This is a genomic window from Ideonella margarita (assembly GCF_038066635.1).
Classification (GTDB): domain Bacteria; phylum Pseudomonadota; class Gammaproteobacteria; order Burkholderiales; family Burkholderiaceae_C; genus Ideonella; species Ideonella margarita.
Genome location: NZ_JBBUTI010000007.1, coordinates 41,939 through 57,583 on the forward strand (window position 1 = coordinate 41,939; position 15,645 = coordinate 57,583).

Genomic DNA, 15,645 nt, shown 5'->3' on the forward strand with positions numbered 1-15,645 from the left:
GGCCGTGGTTGGGTGCCTGTGCGGCGCGCTGCATCAACAGGTTCAATTGCATCTGATGCAGCCACCACTGCACATGCGGGCCTGAACCCCACACCGCACCCCCACACCGTTTTCCCCTCCACAGGCCCGCATGTCTTGCAGACAGCGGGCCTGTGTCGTTTCCGCCCTCCCTCGTGCAGCGATGCACCTTGACCCTTACATCCGGAGATCGACGTGACGCCCCCTGAACCTCGTCCTGCTGAGCCTGGCAATGAGCCGGGCGCCAACCCCATCTGGACCCTGCGCCGTGCCCGGCCGTCTGACGCCCCCGACTTCGCCGAGATGATGGCCGAGCACGGCGTGTTTGCGCCGCTGCTGCAACTGCCTTACCCCGACGTGGATGCCTGGCGCCAGCGCCTGACCGACCAGGCGCAGCCCGGCAAGGCCGACCTGCATCTGGTGGCGGAGCTGGATGGCCGTGTGGTGGCCTCAGGCGCGCTGTTCAGCGTGGCGCCGCACGTGCGCAGGCGCCATGTGCTGGGCCTGGGCATGCAGGTGAGCCGGGCGTGGCAGGGGCGAGGCGTGGGCACGGCATTGATGCAGGCCCTGTGCGCCTATGCCGATGACTGGACCGGCGCGCTGCGGCTGGAGCTCACGGTGTATGTCGACAACGCCGCGGCGATTGCGCTGTACCGCAAGTTCGGTTTTGTGGAGGAAGGCCGGCACCGCGGTTTTGCGCTGCGCGACGGCGAGTACGTGGACGCGCTGGCCATGGCCCGGCTGCACCCCCGTCCGCCGGCCTGGCCCGGCGCAAGGTGAGCACGCGGGCGCCCGGGCGTGCGACACTGCCGGCTGTCAAAAAAGCTGGAGTTTCGCGATGCCCGCGCCCCGCATGAGTACCGAACAAGAGATCGAAGCCCTGGACGAGGTTTGTCAGCGTCTGGCTGGCTTCGAAGATGCCATTTCCCTCGAATGGCTCGATGGCTACCTGACGGCCATCGTGGCCAGCCCGCGCCGCATCGAGCGCGATGAGTGGCTCGCCAAGATGGGGCAGGGCGTGTTTGCCCGTGCCTATGCCGATCCGGCCGATGCCGAGCAGGCCATCAAGGTCATCGACAGCCGCTTCGAGGTGCTGGCCAACCAGCTGGATCCGGAGCTGATCCTCGACGACGCTGATGTGCTGCGCCTGGCGCCGCTGATGATCGAGCTGTCGGACGACGACAAGAAGCAGCTGGTGGCTGATGGCCACATCAAGGAAGACGAGCTGCACCTGCTGGAGCAGACCGGCGAGGTCTGGGCCATCGGCTTCATGGACGCCACCCACGACTTCCCGAACGATTGGCCGGACGCCGACCTGGAAACGGAAGAAGGCCAGCTGTTCGACGAGTGCATGCTGCGCGTCGTCTCGCTGACGATGGAGCCGGCCGAGTTGAAGGAAGTGTTCGACGAGCTGTACGACGGCGAAGAGCTGACGCGCGAAGAGCTGATCCACGAAGCGCTCTACGCCGCCCAGGACATGCGCCTGTACTGGCTGGACCACGCACCGAAGCCACCGCAGCGCCGCGTGGGCGAGCTGCCCGGTCGCAACGACCCCTGCCCGTGCGGCAGTGGCAAGAAGTTCAAGAAGTGCCACGGCGCCCAGATGCAGTGAGCCCGATCAGGGCAGTGCTGCCCTGATCGGCGGCCAAGCAACAAGGCAAAACTGATGACTGAACTGGAACTGTCGGGCCGTCACATCGTGCTGGGCTTGTCGGGCGGTATCGCCTGCTACAAGGCCGCCGATCTGGTGCGCGAGCTGGTCAAGGCGGGGGCCACGGTGCAGGTGGTGATGACCGAGGCCGCCGAGGCTTTCATCACGCCGGTGACCCTGCAGGCGCTGTCGGGCCGGCCGGTGTGGACCAGCCAGTGGGACGCGCGTGCGCCGAACAACATGGCGCACATCAACGTCTCCCGCGAGGCGGACGCCATCCTCATCGCCCCCGCCAGCGCTGACTTCATGGCCAAGCTGGCCCAGGGTCGCGCTGATGAGCTGCTGTCGCTGACCTGCCTGGCGCGTCCCTTCGACACGGTGCCGCTGCTGGTGGCGCCCGCCATGAACCGCGAGATGTGGGCCCACCCGGCCACCCAGCGCAACGTGGCGCAGCTGCGTCAAGACGGCACGACGGTGCTCGGCCCGGCCCAGGGCGATCAGGCCTGCGGTGAAACCGGCGACGGCCGCATGCTGGAGCCTGCCGAGCTGCGTGATGAGCTCATCGGCTTCTTCCAGCCGAAGCGCCTGCGCGGCCGCCGCGTGTTGATCACCGCCGGCCCGACCTTCGAAGCCATTGATCCGGTGCGTGGCATCACCAACCACTCCAGCGGCAAGATGGGCTTTGCGATTGCCCGCGCTGCCCAGGAAGCCGGTGCCGAAGTGACGCTGGTGGCCGGCCCGGTGCATCTGCCGACGCCGCGTCATGTGCACCGCATCAATGTGCAGAGCGCGCGGCAGATGCATGCCGCCGTGCTGCCGCTGGCCACCGTGCACGATGTGTTCATTGCCACGGCGGCGGTGGCCGATTGGCGCCCGGCCGAGCTGGCCGATGAAAAGATCAAGAAGGACGGGACCGGGCAGGTGCCGAGCCTCGCTCTGGTCGAGAACCCGGACATCCTGGCCGCGGTGGCAGCCTTGCCCGACCGGCCGTATTGCGTGGGTTTTGCCGCCGAGAGCCACGACCTGCTGCGCCACGCCACGGCCAAGCGCCTGCGCAAGAACGTGCCGCTGCTGGTGGCCAACATCGGCCCGGCCACCTTCGGGCAAGACACCAATGCCTTGATGCTGGTGGATGACCAGGGGCACACCGAGCTGCCACAAGCCCACAAACTGACCCTTGCTCGCGCCCTGGTGGCCGAGCTGGCGCGCCGCCTGGCGCCCTGAGCCTACGCAGGAATTTCGAGATGACGACGATTGACGTGAAAGTGCTGGACGCCCGCATGGCCGACCAGCTGCCCGCCTACGCCACGCCCGGCAGCGCCGGCCTGGATTTGCGCGCCTGCCTGGACGAGCCGCTGGAGCTGGCGCCGGGCCAGACGGTGCTGGTGCCCACGGGCCTGGCCATCCACATCGGTGATGCCGGCCTGGCCGCGATGATCCTGCCGCGCTCAGGCCTGGGCCACAAGCACGGCATCGTGCTGGGCAATCTCGTCGGCTTGATCGACTCGGACTACCAGGGCCAGCTGATGGTGAGCTGCTGGAACCGCGGCAGCGCCGCGTTCACCATCGCGCCGATGGAGCGCATCGCCCAGATGATCATCGTGCCGGTGGTGCAGGCCAGCTTCCGCCGGGTGGAAGACTTCGCCGCCTCCGAGCGCGGCCTGGGCGGCTTCGGCTCAACCGGCAAGGGCTGAATGAAAAACGCCCGCTGGCGGCGGGCGTTGTGGTGGCGGCACCGGGGTGCCGTTCAGCGGAATCAGTGCAGTGGCTCACCGGGCGGCGTGCCCTGCAGCACCATCAGCGGGTTCTCGCCGACGCTGCCGGCGCCCACTTCGGCCTCGGTGGCCTCGCGGACTTCCAGCACCTTCAGCGCAATGCGCAGTGCAATGCCGGCCAGCGGGTGGTTGCCGTCGAGCACCACATGCTCCGGGTACACCTCGGTGACGGTGTAGAGCGCGTCTTCGGGCATGTCGGGCGTTGCGGCGCCGTCGGGCAGGCCTTCAAACTGCATGCCCGGCTCTACGCCATCGGGGAACAGCTCACGCGATTCATAGCAGAGCAGGTCTGCGTCGTAATCGCCGAAGGCGTTTTCGGGCTCCAGGTGCAAATGCGCCTCGAAGCCGGCGCTTTGGCCAGCCAGCGCCTCTTCCACTTTGGGCAGCAGATCGCCACCGCCGAAAAAGAATTCGACCGGTTCTTTGAGTTCGTCGATCAGCTGACCCTGGGCATCCGAAAGTGTCCAGATCAGCGTCACCACGCAGGGTGAAGTGATATCCATCATGAAATGATCGCACAAGCCCGGCGACAATCCGCCGCATGAGCATGGATCCTTCCCTGAAAACGCCCCTGCTGGGTGGCCTGTCCCCCGAGCAATTCATGCGCCGTTACTGGCAAAAAAAGCCTGTCGTCATTCGGCAGGCTGTGCCGGGCGTGGTGCCCCCGATCGATCGATCGGCCCTGTTCGAGCTGGCTGGCCGCGATGAGGTGGAATCCCGCCTGGTGGTGCAGGGCGCCAATGACTGGCGCCTGAAGCACGGCCCGTTCACCCGCCGCCAGATTCCGTCGGCCAAGCAGGCCGGCTGGACGCTGCTGGTGCAAGGCCTGGACCTGCATGTGCCGGCTGCCCACGAGCTGCTGAGCCGCTTCCGCTTCGTGCCCGAGGCGCGTCTGGACGACCTGATGATCAGCTACGCCAGCGATGGCGGTGGCGTTGGCGCGCACATCGATTCGTATGACGTGTTTCTGCTGCAGGTCAGTGGCACGCGCCGCTGGCGCTGCGGGCCGGTGAAGGACGACACCCTCGTCGAGGGCCTGCCTGTGCGCATCCTGGCCAATTTCGAGCCGACCGAAGAATGGGTGCTGGAGCCAGGCGACATGCTGTACGTGCCGCCACGCTGGGGCCACGACGGCGTTGCAGTGGGCGGTGATTGCATGACCTGCTCCATCGGCTTCCGCACGCCCACGCCCACTGACATGGCCCGTGGCGTGCTGCAACGCATGATCGACGCGCTGGAAACCGACCCCACCGAGCCGCATTACCGCGACCCGGCCGGCAGCGCCACGGCCACGCCGGGCCGCATTCCCGAGGCAATGCAGACCTTCGCGGCCAAGGCCGTGATCGACGCTCTGAACGACGCCCGCAGCCTGGCCTGCGCGCTGGGCGAATCGCTGACCGAGCCCAAGGCCACGGTGTGGTTCGAGGGCGGTGATGTGTTGCCGGACGGTGCCGGTGTGCGCCTCGATGACCGCAGCCGCATGATGTACGACGATCATCATGTCTTCATCAATGGCGAGTCCTTCCGCGCTGGCGGCAAGGATGCCCGCCTGCTGCGTCAGCTGGCCGACGAGCGCATGCTGTCGGCCAAGTCGTTGGGGCAATTCAGCGTTGGTGCCCGCGAGCTGCTCAACGACTGGGCCTGCGATGGTTGGCTCCGCAGCGACGCCTGATCAGCCGCAAGCCTTGCCTTCCTGGCCGCCCGAAGGGCGCCTCGAAGGCTGGCCGGAGGTGCAGGCCGCCATGCGCGCGTTCGTGCTCGCCGCGTGCGCGCAGGGCTGCCGCGAGATGTGGTGGATCGCCCCCGACTTTGATCAGTGGCCGCTGGACGACAGCGAAGTGCTGGAGGCGCTCACCCGTTGGGCGCGCCGCCCGGGTGTGCATCTCCACTGCATCAGCCATGACTTCGAGCCGCTGCGGCGCAGCAGCCCCAGGTGGGTGCGGTGGCGCCAGACCTTCGGCCACGTGCTGAGTTGCAAGCGCCCCGACGAAACCGCGGGCGCCGATTTGCCGCGCGCCATGCTGGCGGACCGGGCCTGCCTGTTGAAGGTGCTGGATGTGGTGCACCCGCGTGCCCGAATCACCGCCGACAAACAAGATGTCCATCACGCAAGAGAACAGATTGCTGCCATCTTGCAACGGTCATCTGACACGTTTTCCGTGAGCGTGCTCGGTCTCTAGGGAAGTCACCTAGATCGTATATAATGTTTGGCTAGGCACAGGATGGACTCGAGCTTTCCTGGTCTTACTCGAGGAGGAGGCGCGCACGAACAGCGTGCTTCCAGAATTACCGGTAATTTTGTTCGACCCTTTAGTTTCGAGGATACCCATGAACAAGTCTTTCCTGCTGGCCGCCCTGGTTGCTGCTGCTGCTCTGTCTGCTTGCGGCAAGAAGGAAGAAGCTGCTGCTGCCGCTGCTTCCGCTGCTGCTCCTGCTGTTGAAGCTGCTGCTTCGGCTGCCTCGGCTACCGCCGAAGCCGCTTCGGCTGTGACCGCTGCCGCTTCGGCCGTGGTTGACGCCGCTGCTTCCGCTGCTTCGAAGTAAGTAGCGGCTCGCGCAAGCGAGTCAGCAACAAAAAGCCACCTTCGGGTGGCTTTTTGCTTTTGGGCGTCACGCTTCATGGCCAACGCCTGCCGCAGTTATTTCCAAGCCATTCGCATCCGTTGAGTTGCATTGGATGCCTGCATTGCCGCTGACGCTGCCAAGAAAAAAGCCACCCGAAGGTGGCTTTTGTTTTATGCGTTGGCTGCGCAGGATCAGTATTTCAGCTCTTCTGCCAGCAGTGTCACGATGCGCTGGGCATTGGCGCCGTTATCAGGCTCGCCCGTCATCGTCAGCACTTGCACGCGGGTGAAGTTGCCGTCGGCCTTCACCACGATGCGGTGGCGGCTCAGGGCGTCAGCGGCCGGGTCACGGGCGCCAAACAGCTTGCCGAAGAAGCTGGCTTCCTTGGCGGCTTCCTTGGCATCAACGTAGCGAACGGCGTAGGTGCCGGCGGCGCGGTCACGGTCTTCCACCGTGAAGCCGCTGCGGTCCATGGCCAGGCCCACGCGACGCCATGCGCGCTCTGCGTTGTCGTCCACTTGCAGCGTGGCTGCAGCTTCGCCGGCCACCACACGCGCCTTGGCGTTGGCTGCTGCGCCGGTGGCAGGGGTCGCGGTTGCGCTGCTCACGGCCTTGGCTGCTGCTTCCTTCGGTGCGCCCAGGCTGATCATCAGGCGGGTAAGCATTTCCGATTCGAGCGCAGGATCAGACGGCGCTGCAGCCCAGGTGGTGGTGCTGTCGCGGTCCTTGCCCACGTAGACCTCTTCGAGGCCGCGGTGCGCGATGAAGATCTCGGTGCCCTTGCCAGCGCGCTCGATTCGGATGCGGTACTTGTCGCGCGTGCCGGTGGAGTACAGGCCGTCGACCAGCTTGCCCAGGGTGTTGCGGATCAGGTCGTTCGGCAGCTTGGCGCGGTTTTCCGCCCAGTCGGTTTCCAGCACGCCAGCGGCGGCGTTGTCGACGGCGAACGTGAAGCCGGCGTCCAGCCAGAACTCACGCACCTTGGGCCACAGCGCTTCCGGCGTGCTCTGGCTGACCAGCCAGCGCTGGGTGCCCTGGCGCTCGATGCGCATGTCCTGCAGCTGCTGCAAGGCCACGGTCGGTGCGGCGGCCACGGCCGGGCCAGAGCGCGGCTGGTTCAGCGTGGAGGCGCTGATGGTGCCGGCTTGCGGGCCATAACGGCCGTCGCGCGCCAGCGGCGTCAGGTCGGGCGGCACTTCCAGCGCATTGGTCTTGCGCGCGCCGCCGTTGCGGTAGTCAATCTTGTTGTCGCCACCAAGGGCGCTTTCCAGGGTGGAGCAGCCGCCCAGCGCGAGGCTGAGGGCCAGAATGGCGCCACGAACGGGCGTGGACGCGAAAACAGCTTTCACTTGGTGCATCTCCATAGGGTGCGCGATGGTAACCGCACACCCGTGGGTGGTGAGAAGATCAGATCAGACCACAGTCGCGTAAAGCGCCGCCGACCAGAGCCTGGCCGGATTCGCTCAGACGCGTCAGGGGCAACCGCAGCACGTTGTTGCAGCGGCCCATCTGCGAGAGCGCCCACTTGGCCGGAGCCGGGCTGTTCTCGCAGAAAAGGTGGCGGTGCAGCGGCAGCAGGCCGAAGTGGATGTCGCGGGCGGTCTTCACATCGCCGGCCATGGCGGCCTTGCACAGCTCGCTCATGCGGCGTGGCGCGATGTTGGCAGTGACGCTCACGTTGCCGTGGCCGCCCAGCAGCATCAGGGTGACAGCGGTGCCGTCATCACCCGAAAACACCGAGAAGCCCTTGGGTGCATGCTTGATCAGCCAGGCCGCACGCTCGATGTTGCCGGTTGCTTCCTTGATGCCGAAGATGCCGGGCACGCTGGCCAGTCGGATGACCGTCTCGTGCTGCATATCGGCCACGGTGCGGCCGGGCACGTTGTAGAGCATGACGGGAATGTCCACCGCTTCGGCAATCGCCTTGAAGTGCTGGTACATGCCTTCCTGCGACGGCTTGTTGTAGTACGGAACCACCTGCAGCGTGCAGTCAGCGCCCACCCGCTTGGCGAACTTCGAGAGCTCGATGGCTTCGGCGGTGCTGTTGGCACCAGCGCCGGCCATGATGGGCACGCGGCCAGCGGCATGGGCCACGGCCACGCGGATGATCTCGCAGTGCTCTTCGACGTTCACCGTGGCCGACTCACCCGTGGTGCCGACGACGCAGATGGTGTCGGTGCCTTCGGCGATGTGCCAGTCAATCAGGGCCTTGAGCGTTTCGTAATCAACGCTGCCGTCTTCGTGCATGGGCGTCACGAGCGCCACGATGCTGCCAACAATCGGTTTCATCAGGGTTCCTTGAAGATGCCTGATTTTAGCCACGGCCGGAGGGCCATTCCGGCAGGGCGTTGCGCACAGGCGCGGCGCTTTCAGGCGAGAGACTTTCCAGGGGCCGGCGTGCCGCGATGCGCTGGACGAAACGGGCCGGTGCATCGAGGTAACCGCACTCGTAGCCCAGCACCTGCCAAGCCGCACAGCGGGTCAGCAATTCACCCGGCTCCAGCAGAAAGTCGGGGCGGGCAGGGCGGCCGACGCTGGCATTGCCGGCGCTGAAGGTTTCATACAGCAGCCAGCCACCGGGCGCGACGGCACTCATCAACTGCGGCCACAAGGGGCGCCAAAGGTAGTTGGTGACCACCACCAGCCCGAACTGCCGGCCTTCCAGCGGCCAGGGCCCGCCTTCGATGTCGGCGCAAAGCTGCTCGCACTCGGTGGGCAGGTGGCTCAGGGCCTCGGCGTCGCGGTCCAGCGCGGTGACCTGCCAGCCCGCCTGCTGCAGCCAGCGGCTGTGGCGGCCACGGCCGCAGGCCAGATCCAGTGCGGTACGGGGCGCGTCGGTCGCGGTGTCCAGCCGGGGTGTCCAACGGGTGATCCAGTCGGACGGGGTGCCATCACCGTGGGCATTCATTCAGAAACAACTCCAGACGCGGTTGGCCAGATCCACCGCCACGTGCGGGCTCTGGTAGGCCAGAAAAACGAGGGCTAGCGCCGTGCCGGTGGCGAGCCAGGCCGCGGACTTCAACACCGCGCGCCGCACAGTGCGACGGCGGGTTGGCGAACGGGCAGCGGGCTCTTCGTGTGGCCGCATGGACATGGCGCTTGGCTTTTCGGGAAGTGCGGTGCTTGGTATCAGGCCGGCAGCGGCTGGCGCTGCAGCGGCGTTTCACGCACCGGCATGTTGGCCAGCGCCGCAAACACGCCAAGGGCAATCGAGATGTACCAGACGATGTCGTAGCTGCCCGTGGCGTCGTACAGGCGCCCACCCAGCCAGACGCCCAGGAACGAGCCGACCTGGTGGCTGAAGAACACGATGCCCCCGAGCATCGACATGTATTGCACGCCGAAGATCTGCGCGACGATGGCGTTGGTGGGCGGCACGGTGGACAGCCACAAAAAGCCCATTACCGACGCAAACACATACACGCTGGTGGGCGTCAGCGGCACGGCCAGGAACACGGCGATCGCGATGGCGCGGCCGAGGTAAATGGCCGACAGGATGTAGCGCTTGGCCATGCGCTGCCCCAGGCTGCCGGCGGTGTAGGTGCCAAACACATTGAACAGACCTATCAGCGACAGCGCGTAGGTGGCCACCTCCGGGCTCATGCCATGATCTTTCAGGTAGCTCGGCATGTGCACGCCGATGAACACCACCTGGAAGCCGCACACGAAGTAGCCGGCCATCAGCCAGCGGAAGCTCGGCGTGGCCATGGCTTCCCGGAGGGCCGAGCCGATGCTCTGGCGCGGGCCGGTGGCCGCGGCCTGGGCCGGTTCACGCAGGCCCAGCGCCAGCGGCATGATGGCCAGGGCGGCGCAGGCGAGCACGAACAACGCGTTCTGCCAGCCCCAGTGGCCGATCAGCCAGTTTTCGACCGGCACCATCAGGAACTGACCGAACGAGCCCGCCGCCGCGGCGACGCCCATGGCCCACGAGCGCTTGTCAGCCGCCACATTGCGCCCGATGACGCCGTAAACCACCGCATACGTGGTGCCCGATTGCGCCATGCCCAGAATCAGACCGGTGCCGCCGGTGAACGCCGCCCCCGAGGTGGCCAGCGCCATGATCACCAGCCCGACCGAATACAGCAGCGCCCCCACCACCAGCACACGGTAAGCGCCGAAGCGATCGGCCAGCATGCCGGCGAACGGGCCTGCCACACCCCAGGCGATGTTCTGAACGGCCAGCGCGAAGGCGAAGGTCTCGCGGGTCCAGCCGCGGTCCATCGTGATCGGTTGCAGCCACAGGCCAAACCCGTGCCGGATGCCCATCGAGAGCGTGACGATGAAGGCGCCGCAGATCAGCACCTGAGTCATGGACAGCGTGGTCCGGGCGGGAGTGGTGGCTTGCATGTGGGCACAGACTGTATCGGGTTTGAACATCACCAGCATGGGCGTTGGTGCAGTCGGAGCTGGCGCTATCGGCTAGACTGTATAAAACAACAGTTTCAGGGCCGGTAGGCATGAAACGCCCGTCGCAAGGGCTTGTTTCGCGCTTGCCCCTTCCGCCCCCTCCCTACAATCCCGCGCCATGGCTACCCGTTCCAACTCTGCTGCCGAGCCTGTTTATGGCGAAGCCTCCATCCGTGTCCTGAAGGGCCTCGAGCCCGTCAAGCAGCGGCCGGGCATGTACACCCGCACCGACAACCCGCTGCACATCATCCAGGAAGTCATCGACAACGCGGCCGACGAAGCCCTGGCGGGCCACGGCAAGCGCATCGCCGTGACGCTGCACACCGACGGCTCGATCAGCGTGGACGACGACGGCCGCGGCATTCCCTTCGGCCTCCATCCGGAAGAGCAGGTGCCGGTCATCGAGATCGTCTACACGCGGCTGCATGCCGGTGGCAAGTTCGACAAGGGCACGGGCGGCGCTTACAGCTTCTCGGGCGGCCTGCACGGCGTGGGCGTCAGCGTGACGAACGCGCTGGCAACTCGGCTGCAGGTCAGTGTCTGGCGGGAGGGCAAGGCCGCGGCGCTGACGTTCTCTGGCGGTGACGTGATCGAGCCGCTGCAGATCCGCCCCGCCACCGGCGGTGAGCGCAAGCACGGCACCTCCGTGCGTGTCTGGCCGGACGGCAAGTACTTCGAGAGCGTCGAGCTGCCCAAGGGCGAGCTGATGCACCTGCTGCGCAGCAAGGCCGTGCTGATGCCCGGGGTGATCGTCACCCTGACGAACGAAAAGGCGAACGAGGTTCAGACCTGGACCTACAAGGGCGGCCTGCGCGACTACCTCCAGCAGTCCCTGCCCGCCGAGCCGATGATTCCGCTGTTCGAGGGCGAGCATTACGCCGGCAAGGGCGACGAGGAGACCTTTGCCGAGGGCGAAGGCGCCGCCTGGTGCGTGGCCTTCACCGAAGAAGGCACGTTGCTGCGCGAAAGCTACGTGAACCTGATCCCGACCGTGGCCGGCGGCACCCACGAGGCCGGCCTGAAGGACGGCCTGTTCGGCGCCATCAAGGGCTTCATAGATCTGCATTCGCTGCTGCCCAAGGGCGTGAAGCTGATGCCGGAAGACGTGTTCTCGCGCGCCAGCTTCGTGCTCTCTACCAAGGTGCTCGACCCGCAGTTCCAGGGCCAGACTAAGGAGCGGCTGAATAGTCGTGATGCGCTGCGCCTGGTGTCGGCCTTCGTCAAGCCGGCACTTGAGCTGTGGCTGAGTCAGCATGTGGACCACGGCAAGAAGCTGGCCGAGCTGGTCATCAAGCAGGCCCAAACCCGCCAGCGGGCCAGCCAGAAGGTCGAGAAGCGCAAGGGCTCCGGCGTGGCCGTGCTGCCCGGCAAGCTCACCGATTGCGAGAGCCGCGACCTGCTGCACAACGAACTTTTCCTGGTGGAGGGTGACTCCGCCGGTGGCTCGGCCAAGATGGGCCGCAACAAGGAAACCCAGGCCATCCTGCCGCTGCGTGGCAAGGTGCTGAATGCCTGGGAAGTTGAGCGGGACCTGCTCTTCAAGAACAACGAGATCCATGACATCTCGGTGGCCATCGGCGTTGATCCGCACGGCCCGAACGACCAGCCGGATCTGTCGGGCCTGCGCTACGGCAAGGTCTGCATCCTGTCGGATGCTGACGTTGACGGCTCGCACATCCAGGTGCTGCTGCTGACGCTGTTCTTCCGCCACTTCCCGAAGCTGATCGAGACTGGCCATGTGTACGTGGCCAAGCCGCCGCTGTTCCGGGTGGACGCGGCAGCGCGTGGCAAGAAGCCTGCGGCCAAGATGTATGCCCTGGACGAGGGCGAGCTTGACGCCGCACTCGACAAGCTGCGCAAGGAAGGCGCACGCGACAACTCCTGGAGCATCAGCCGCTTCAAGGGCCTGGGTGAAATGAGTGCCGAGCAGTTGTGGGACACCACGCTGAACCCGGACACCCGACGCCTGCTCCAGATCGATTACGGTGATCTGGATTTCGCGGCCACCGTGGAGTCGATGAGCAAGCTGATGGGCAAGGGCGAGGCCCAGGCCCGTCGCGACCTCATGGAGTTGCACGGCGACTCCGTCGAGATCGACGTCTGAGCCCATGCTGAGCAGTACCTTGCGTGGGGTGTGTACGGCGGCGCTGTGCGTGCTGCCCTTGTGGTGCGCGCCGGGGCATGCCCAGACCGCACCCGCGGCCGGTGCACAGCCGCGCCTGTTCGGCTATGTGGACGGCGCCGGCATGGCGCACTTTGCGTCTTCGGCGCTGGACAGCCGTTATGCGCCGGTCCTGCGTGCGAACCATGATGAGGTCGGCCGCGTGCCGGGCAAGACCATGGTGCGCAGCAGCCTGCTGACATGGCTTGAGTTCGCTCCGGAGGTGAAGGCAGTGCAGCCCTGGCTGCGTGATGCCGAGCGCGCGACCGGCGTGGACCTGGAGCTGCTGCAGGCCATCATCGCGGTCGAATCAGGCTTCAAACGCGACCTGGTGTCGCCGCGCGGCGCGGTGGGTCTGATGCAGATCATGCCGGACACCGCCGACCGCTACGCCACCAAGGCCGAACGCACGGCACGGCCGGTGGATGAGCGCCTGCGTGACCCGCGCAGCAACATCATGGCCGGCGCTCGGATGCTGGCTGACCTTGACCGACGACTCGGCGGCGTAGATGTCGCGCTGGCCGCCTGGAATGCCGGCGAAGGCAAGGTGCGCCGCGCCGGTGGCAAGGTGCCTGCAATCGCCGAAACCCAGGCCCATGTGCATCTCGTGCTCGAGCTGTACTGGGCCCTGCTGCAGCAACGCCAGCACCGCCAGGCCAAAGACATGAACCTGGTCCCTTCGGACCCCCTACAGCCGGTGGCCCTGCGCTGAGCGCGCGCCCCGGCCTTGACCTATGCCCATGGAACAGACGCCTCTTTCTTTCGCTTCCTCCGATGGCGGCAGCGACCCCAACCGCATCACGCTGGCGCATTACGCCGAGCGTGCCTACCTGGAATACGCCCTGAGCGTGGTGAAGGGCCGGGCGCTGCCCGATGTCTGCGACGGGGCCAAGCCGGTGCAGCGGCGCATCCTGTATTCGATGCAGCGCATGGGCCTGTCGTTCGGCGGCTCGGGCGGCGCGCCCAAGCCCGTCAAGAGCGCCCGCGTGGTGGGCGACGTGCTGGGCAAGTTCCACCCGCACGGTGACACGGCGGCCTATGACGCCATGGTGCGCATGGCCCAGGACTTCGCGCTGCGCTACCCGCTGATCGACGGCCAGGGCAACTTCGGCAGCCGCGATGGTGATGGTGCCGCCGCGATGCGGTACACCGAAGCGCGCCTGGCCCCCATTGCCCGCCTGCTGCTCGATGAGCTCGACGAAGGCACGGTGGATTTCATCCCCAACTACGACGGCTCGTTCGAAGAGCCGCGCCAGCTGCCGGCCCGCCTGCCGTTCGTCCTGCTGAACGGTGCCTCCGGCATCGCGGTGGGCCTGGCCACGGAAATTCCGAGCCACAACCTGCGCGAGGTGGCCACCGCCGCCATCGCCCTCATTCGCAACGACGCGCTGACTGATGACGAGCTCTACCAGCTCGTGCCGGGCCCCGATTACCCGGGTGGCGGCCAGATCATCTCCAGCGCCACCGACATTCAGGAGGCCTACCGCACCGGTCGCGGCAGCCTGAAGGTGCGTGCGCGCTGGAAGATCGAAGAGCTGGCGCGCGGCCAGTGGCAGCTGGTGGTGAATGAATTGCCGCCTGGTTGCAGCTCGCAGAAGGTGCTCGAAGAGATCGAGGAGCTGACGAACCCGAAGGTGAAGTCGGGCAAGAAGGCGCTCACCTCGGAGCAGACGCAGCTCAAGGCCGCCGTGCTGGCGGTGCTCGACACCGTGCGTGACGAGTCGAGCAAGGACGCGCCCGTGCGCCTGGTCTTCGAGCCCAAGAGCCGCAGCGTCGAGCAGCAAGACCTCATCACCACCCTGCTGGCGCATACCAGCCTGGAAACGAGCGCGCCCATCAACCTGACGATGGTGGGCGGCGATGGCCGCCCGACGCAGAAGAGCCTGCGCCAGATGTTCAACGAGTGGATCGCCTTCCGGCAGACCACCGTGCAGCGCCGCACCCAGCACCGCCTGAACAAGGTGCTCGACCGCATCCACGTGCTGGAAGGTCGGCAGCTGGTGCTGCTCAACATCGACGAGGTCATCCGCATCATCCGCAATGCGGACGAGCCGAAGCCGGCGCTGATCGACCGCTTCCGCCTGAGCGACCGCCAGGCCGAAGACATCCTCGAAATCCGCTTGCGCCAACTGGCCAGGTTGGAGGCGATCAAGATCGAGCAGGAGTTGTCCGAGCTGCGGGTAGAGCAGGGCAAGCTGGAAGAAATCCTGGGCAGCCCGGCCGCCCTGAAGCGCACGCTGATCAAGGAAATCGAGGCCGATGCCAAGCAACATGGCGACGAGCGCCGCACGCTGATCCAGGCTGAAAAGCGCGCGGTGGCCGAGGTGCGCATCGTGGATGAGCCGGTGACGGTCGTGGTCAGCCTGAAGGGCTGGGCCCGGGCGCTCAAGGGCCACGAGGTCGATGCCAACGGCCTGGCCTTCAAGGCGGGTGACGGGCTCTACGGCACCTTCTCTTGCCGCAGCGTTGACACGCTGTATGTGTTCGGCTCCACCGGCCGGGTCTACAACATCGCGGTGTCGCAGTTGCCGGGCGGGCGCGGAGATGGCGTGCCCATCACCAGCCTGATCGACCTGGAAGCGGGCAGCAGCGTGGCGCACTACGCCGCCGGGCCTGCCGAGCAATTGCTGCTGCTGGCCAATACCGGCGGTTTCGGCCTGCTGGCGCGCATGACCGACCTGGCCAGCCGCCAGAAGGCGGGCAAGAGCTTCCTCACGCTGGACGCCGAGGACAAGCTGCTGCCACCGGTGACGGTGCTGCCTGCGCACACGCATGTCGCTTGCCTGGCGATGGGCGGCCGCATGCTGGTGTTCCCGCTCAATGAGCTGAAGCTGCAAAGCAACGGCGGCCGTGGCCTGACGCTGATGGATGTCGATGCCAAGGATCCGCTGATCTCGGTGGCCAGCTGCGCCGACAGCGTGCGCGTGCTGGGCACCGGCCGTGGTGGCAAGGAGCGCGACGAGCACGTCAAGGCCTCGGGCTTTGCCGCTCACCAGGGCAAGCGGGCACGCAAGGGCGTCAAGGTCGAGGGTGTGCTGAAGGTCGCCCGGGTCATCGCGGGCTGATGG

General features: G+C 66.5%; 16 protein-coding genes. 10 read left to right on the top strand and 6 right to left on the bottom strand.

Annotated elements, in window-relative coordinates:
• The first annotated feature begins 213 nt into the window (after positions 1–213).
• Genes AACH00_RS11225 through dut form a run of 4 tightly spaced genes read left to right on the top strand, consistent with a single transcriptional unit; the run spans position 214 to position 3,363 of the window.
• Positions 214–798, top strand: coding sequence for a GNAT family N-acetyltransferase (locus tag AACH00_RS11225; RefSeq protein ID WP_341399225.1), 585 nt, complete (start codon positions 214–216; stop codon positions 796–798).
• A gap of 58 nt (positions 799–856) precedes the next feature.
• Complete coding sequence (locus AACH00_RS11230; protein ID WP_341399226.1) at positions 857–1,630, top strand: UPF0149 family protein; 774 nt, start codon at positions 857–859, stop codon at positions 1,628–1,630.
• A gap of 54 nt (positions 1,631–1,684) precedes the next feature.
• On the top strand, positions 1,685–2,893 hold the full coding sequence (gene coaBC, locus AACH00_RS11235) for a bifunctional phosphopantothenoylcysteine decarboxylase/phosphopantothenate--cysteine ligase CoaBC (RefSeq protein ID WP_341399227.1): 1,209 nt from the start codon (positions 1,685–1,687) through the stop codon (positions 2,891–2,893).
• Between the two features lie 20 nt (positions 2,894–2,913).
• Complete coding sequence (dut, locus tag AACH00_RS11240) at positions 2,914–3,363, top strand: dUTP diphosphatase (protein WP_341399228.1); 450 nt, start codon at positions 2,914–2,916, stop codon at positions 3,361–3,363.
• A gap of 62 nt (positions 3,364–3,425) precedes the next feature.
• Here the strand turns inward: dut and AACH00_RS11245 are convergent, their stop codons facing one another.
• Positions 3,426–3,947 carry an FKBP-type peptidyl-prolyl cis-trans isomerase gene (locus tag AACH00_RS11245; RefSeq protein WP_341399229.1) on the bottom strand — a complete coding sequence of 174 codons (522 nt, stop codon included), beginning with the start codon at positions 3,945–3,947 and terminating at the stop codon, positions 3,426–3,428.
• Positions 3,948–3,985: 38 nt separating this feature from the next.
• On the opposite strand from AACH00_RS11245, the gene AACH00_RS11250 reads away from it, so the two are divergent.
• The 3 genes from AACH00_RS11250 (at position 3,986) to AACH00_RS11260 (ending at position 5,988) form a co-directional block, all read left to right on the top strand.
• A complete protein-coding gene (locus tag AACH00_RS11250) occupies positions 3,986–5,116 on the top strand; it encodes a JmjC domain-containing protein (RefSeq protein WP_341399230.1) in 1,131 nt (376 codons plus the stop codon).
• 70 nt (positions 5,117–5,186) lie between these two features.
• The gene (locus tag AACH00_RS11255) at positions 5,187–5,624 is read left to right on the top strand and encodes a DUF7931 domain-containing protein (protein ID WP_341399231.1); all 438 of its coding nucleotides are present in this window, start codon (positions 5,187–5,189) and stop codon (positions 5,622–5,624) included.
• Positions 5,625–5,772: 148 nt separating this feature from the next.
• Positions 5,773–5,988, top strand: a complete 216-nt coding sequence (locus AACH00_RS11260) for a hypothetical protein (protein WP_341399232.1) — start codon at positions 5,773–5,775, stop codon at positions 5,986–5,988.
• A 212-nt stretch (positions 5,989–6,200) separates the two neighbouring features.
• On the opposite strand, the gene bamC is transcribed toward AACH00_RS11260, so the two are convergent.
• From bamC to AACH00_RS11285, 5 genes are read right to left on the bottom strand one after another with little or no spacing between them, the layout of a single operon-like run.
• Positions 6,201–7,358 carry an outer membrane protein assembly factor BamC gene (gene bamC, locus AACH00_RS11265; RefSeq protein ID WP_341399233.1) on the bottom strand — a complete coding sequence of 386 codons (1,158 nt, stop codon included), beginning with the start codon at positions 7,356–7,358 and terminating at the stop codon, positions 6,201–6,203.
• 58 nt (positions 7,359–7,416) lie between these two features.
• Positions 7,417–8,298: a 4-hydroxy-tetrahydrodipicolinate synthase gene (gene dapA / locus AACH00_RS11270; RefSeq protein ID WP_341399234.1), complete on the bottom strand. Its 882-nt coding sequence runs from the start codon at positions 8,296–8,298 to the stop codon at positions 7,417–7,419.
• A 25-nt stretch (positions 8,299–8,323) separates the two neighbouring features.
• Positions 8,324–8,917 carry a class I SAM-dependent methyltransferase gene (locus AACH00_RS11275; protein ID WP_341399235.1) on the bottom strand — a complete coding sequence of 198 codons (594 nt, stop codon included), beginning with the start codon at positions 8,915–8,917 and terminating at the stop codon, positions 8,324–8,326.
• Positions 8,918–9,103, bottom strand: coding sequence for a hypothetical protein (locus AACH00_RS11280; protein WP_341399236.1), 186 nt, complete (start codon positions 9,101–9,103; stop codon positions 8,918–8,920).
• Positions 9,104–9,138: 35 nt separating this feature from the next.
• On the bottom strand, positions 9,139–10,356 hold the full coding sequence (locus AACH00_RS11285) for an MFS transporter (protein WP_341399237.1): 1,218 nt from the start codon (positions 10,354–10,356) through the stop codon (positions 9,139–9,141).
• A gap of 178 nt (positions 10,357–10,534) precedes the next feature.
• Between AACH00_RS11285 and AACH00_RS11290 the strand changes: the two genes are divergently transcribed.
• Genes AACH00_RS11290 through parC form a run of 3 tightly spaced genes read left to right on the top strand, consistent with a single transcriptional unit; the run spans position 10,535 to position 15,642 of the window.
• The gene (locus tag AACH00_RS11290; RefSeq protein ID WP_341399238.1) at positions 10,535–12,520 is read left to right on the top strand and encodes a DNA topoisomerase IV subunit B; all 1,986 of its coding nucleotides are present in this window, start codon (positions 10,535–10,537) and stop codon (positions 12,518–12,520) included.
• 4 nt (positions 12,521–12,524) lie between these two features.
• Positions 12,525–13,289 (top strand): lytic transglycosylase domain-containing protein, encoded by a 765-nt coding sequence (locus AACH00_RS11295; protein WP_341399239.1) that lies wholly within the window; start codon positions 12,525–12,527, stop codon positions 13,287–13,289.
• 28 nt (positions 13,290–13,317) lie between these two features.
• Positions 13,318–15,642: a DNA topoisomerase IV subunit A gene (gene parC, locus AACH00_RS11300; RefSeq protein ID WP_341399240.1), complete on the top strand. Its 2,325-nt coding sequence runs from the start codon at positions 13,318–13,320 to the stop codon at positions 15,640–15,642.
• The last annotated feature ends 3 nt before the right edge of the window (positions 15,643–15,645 follow it).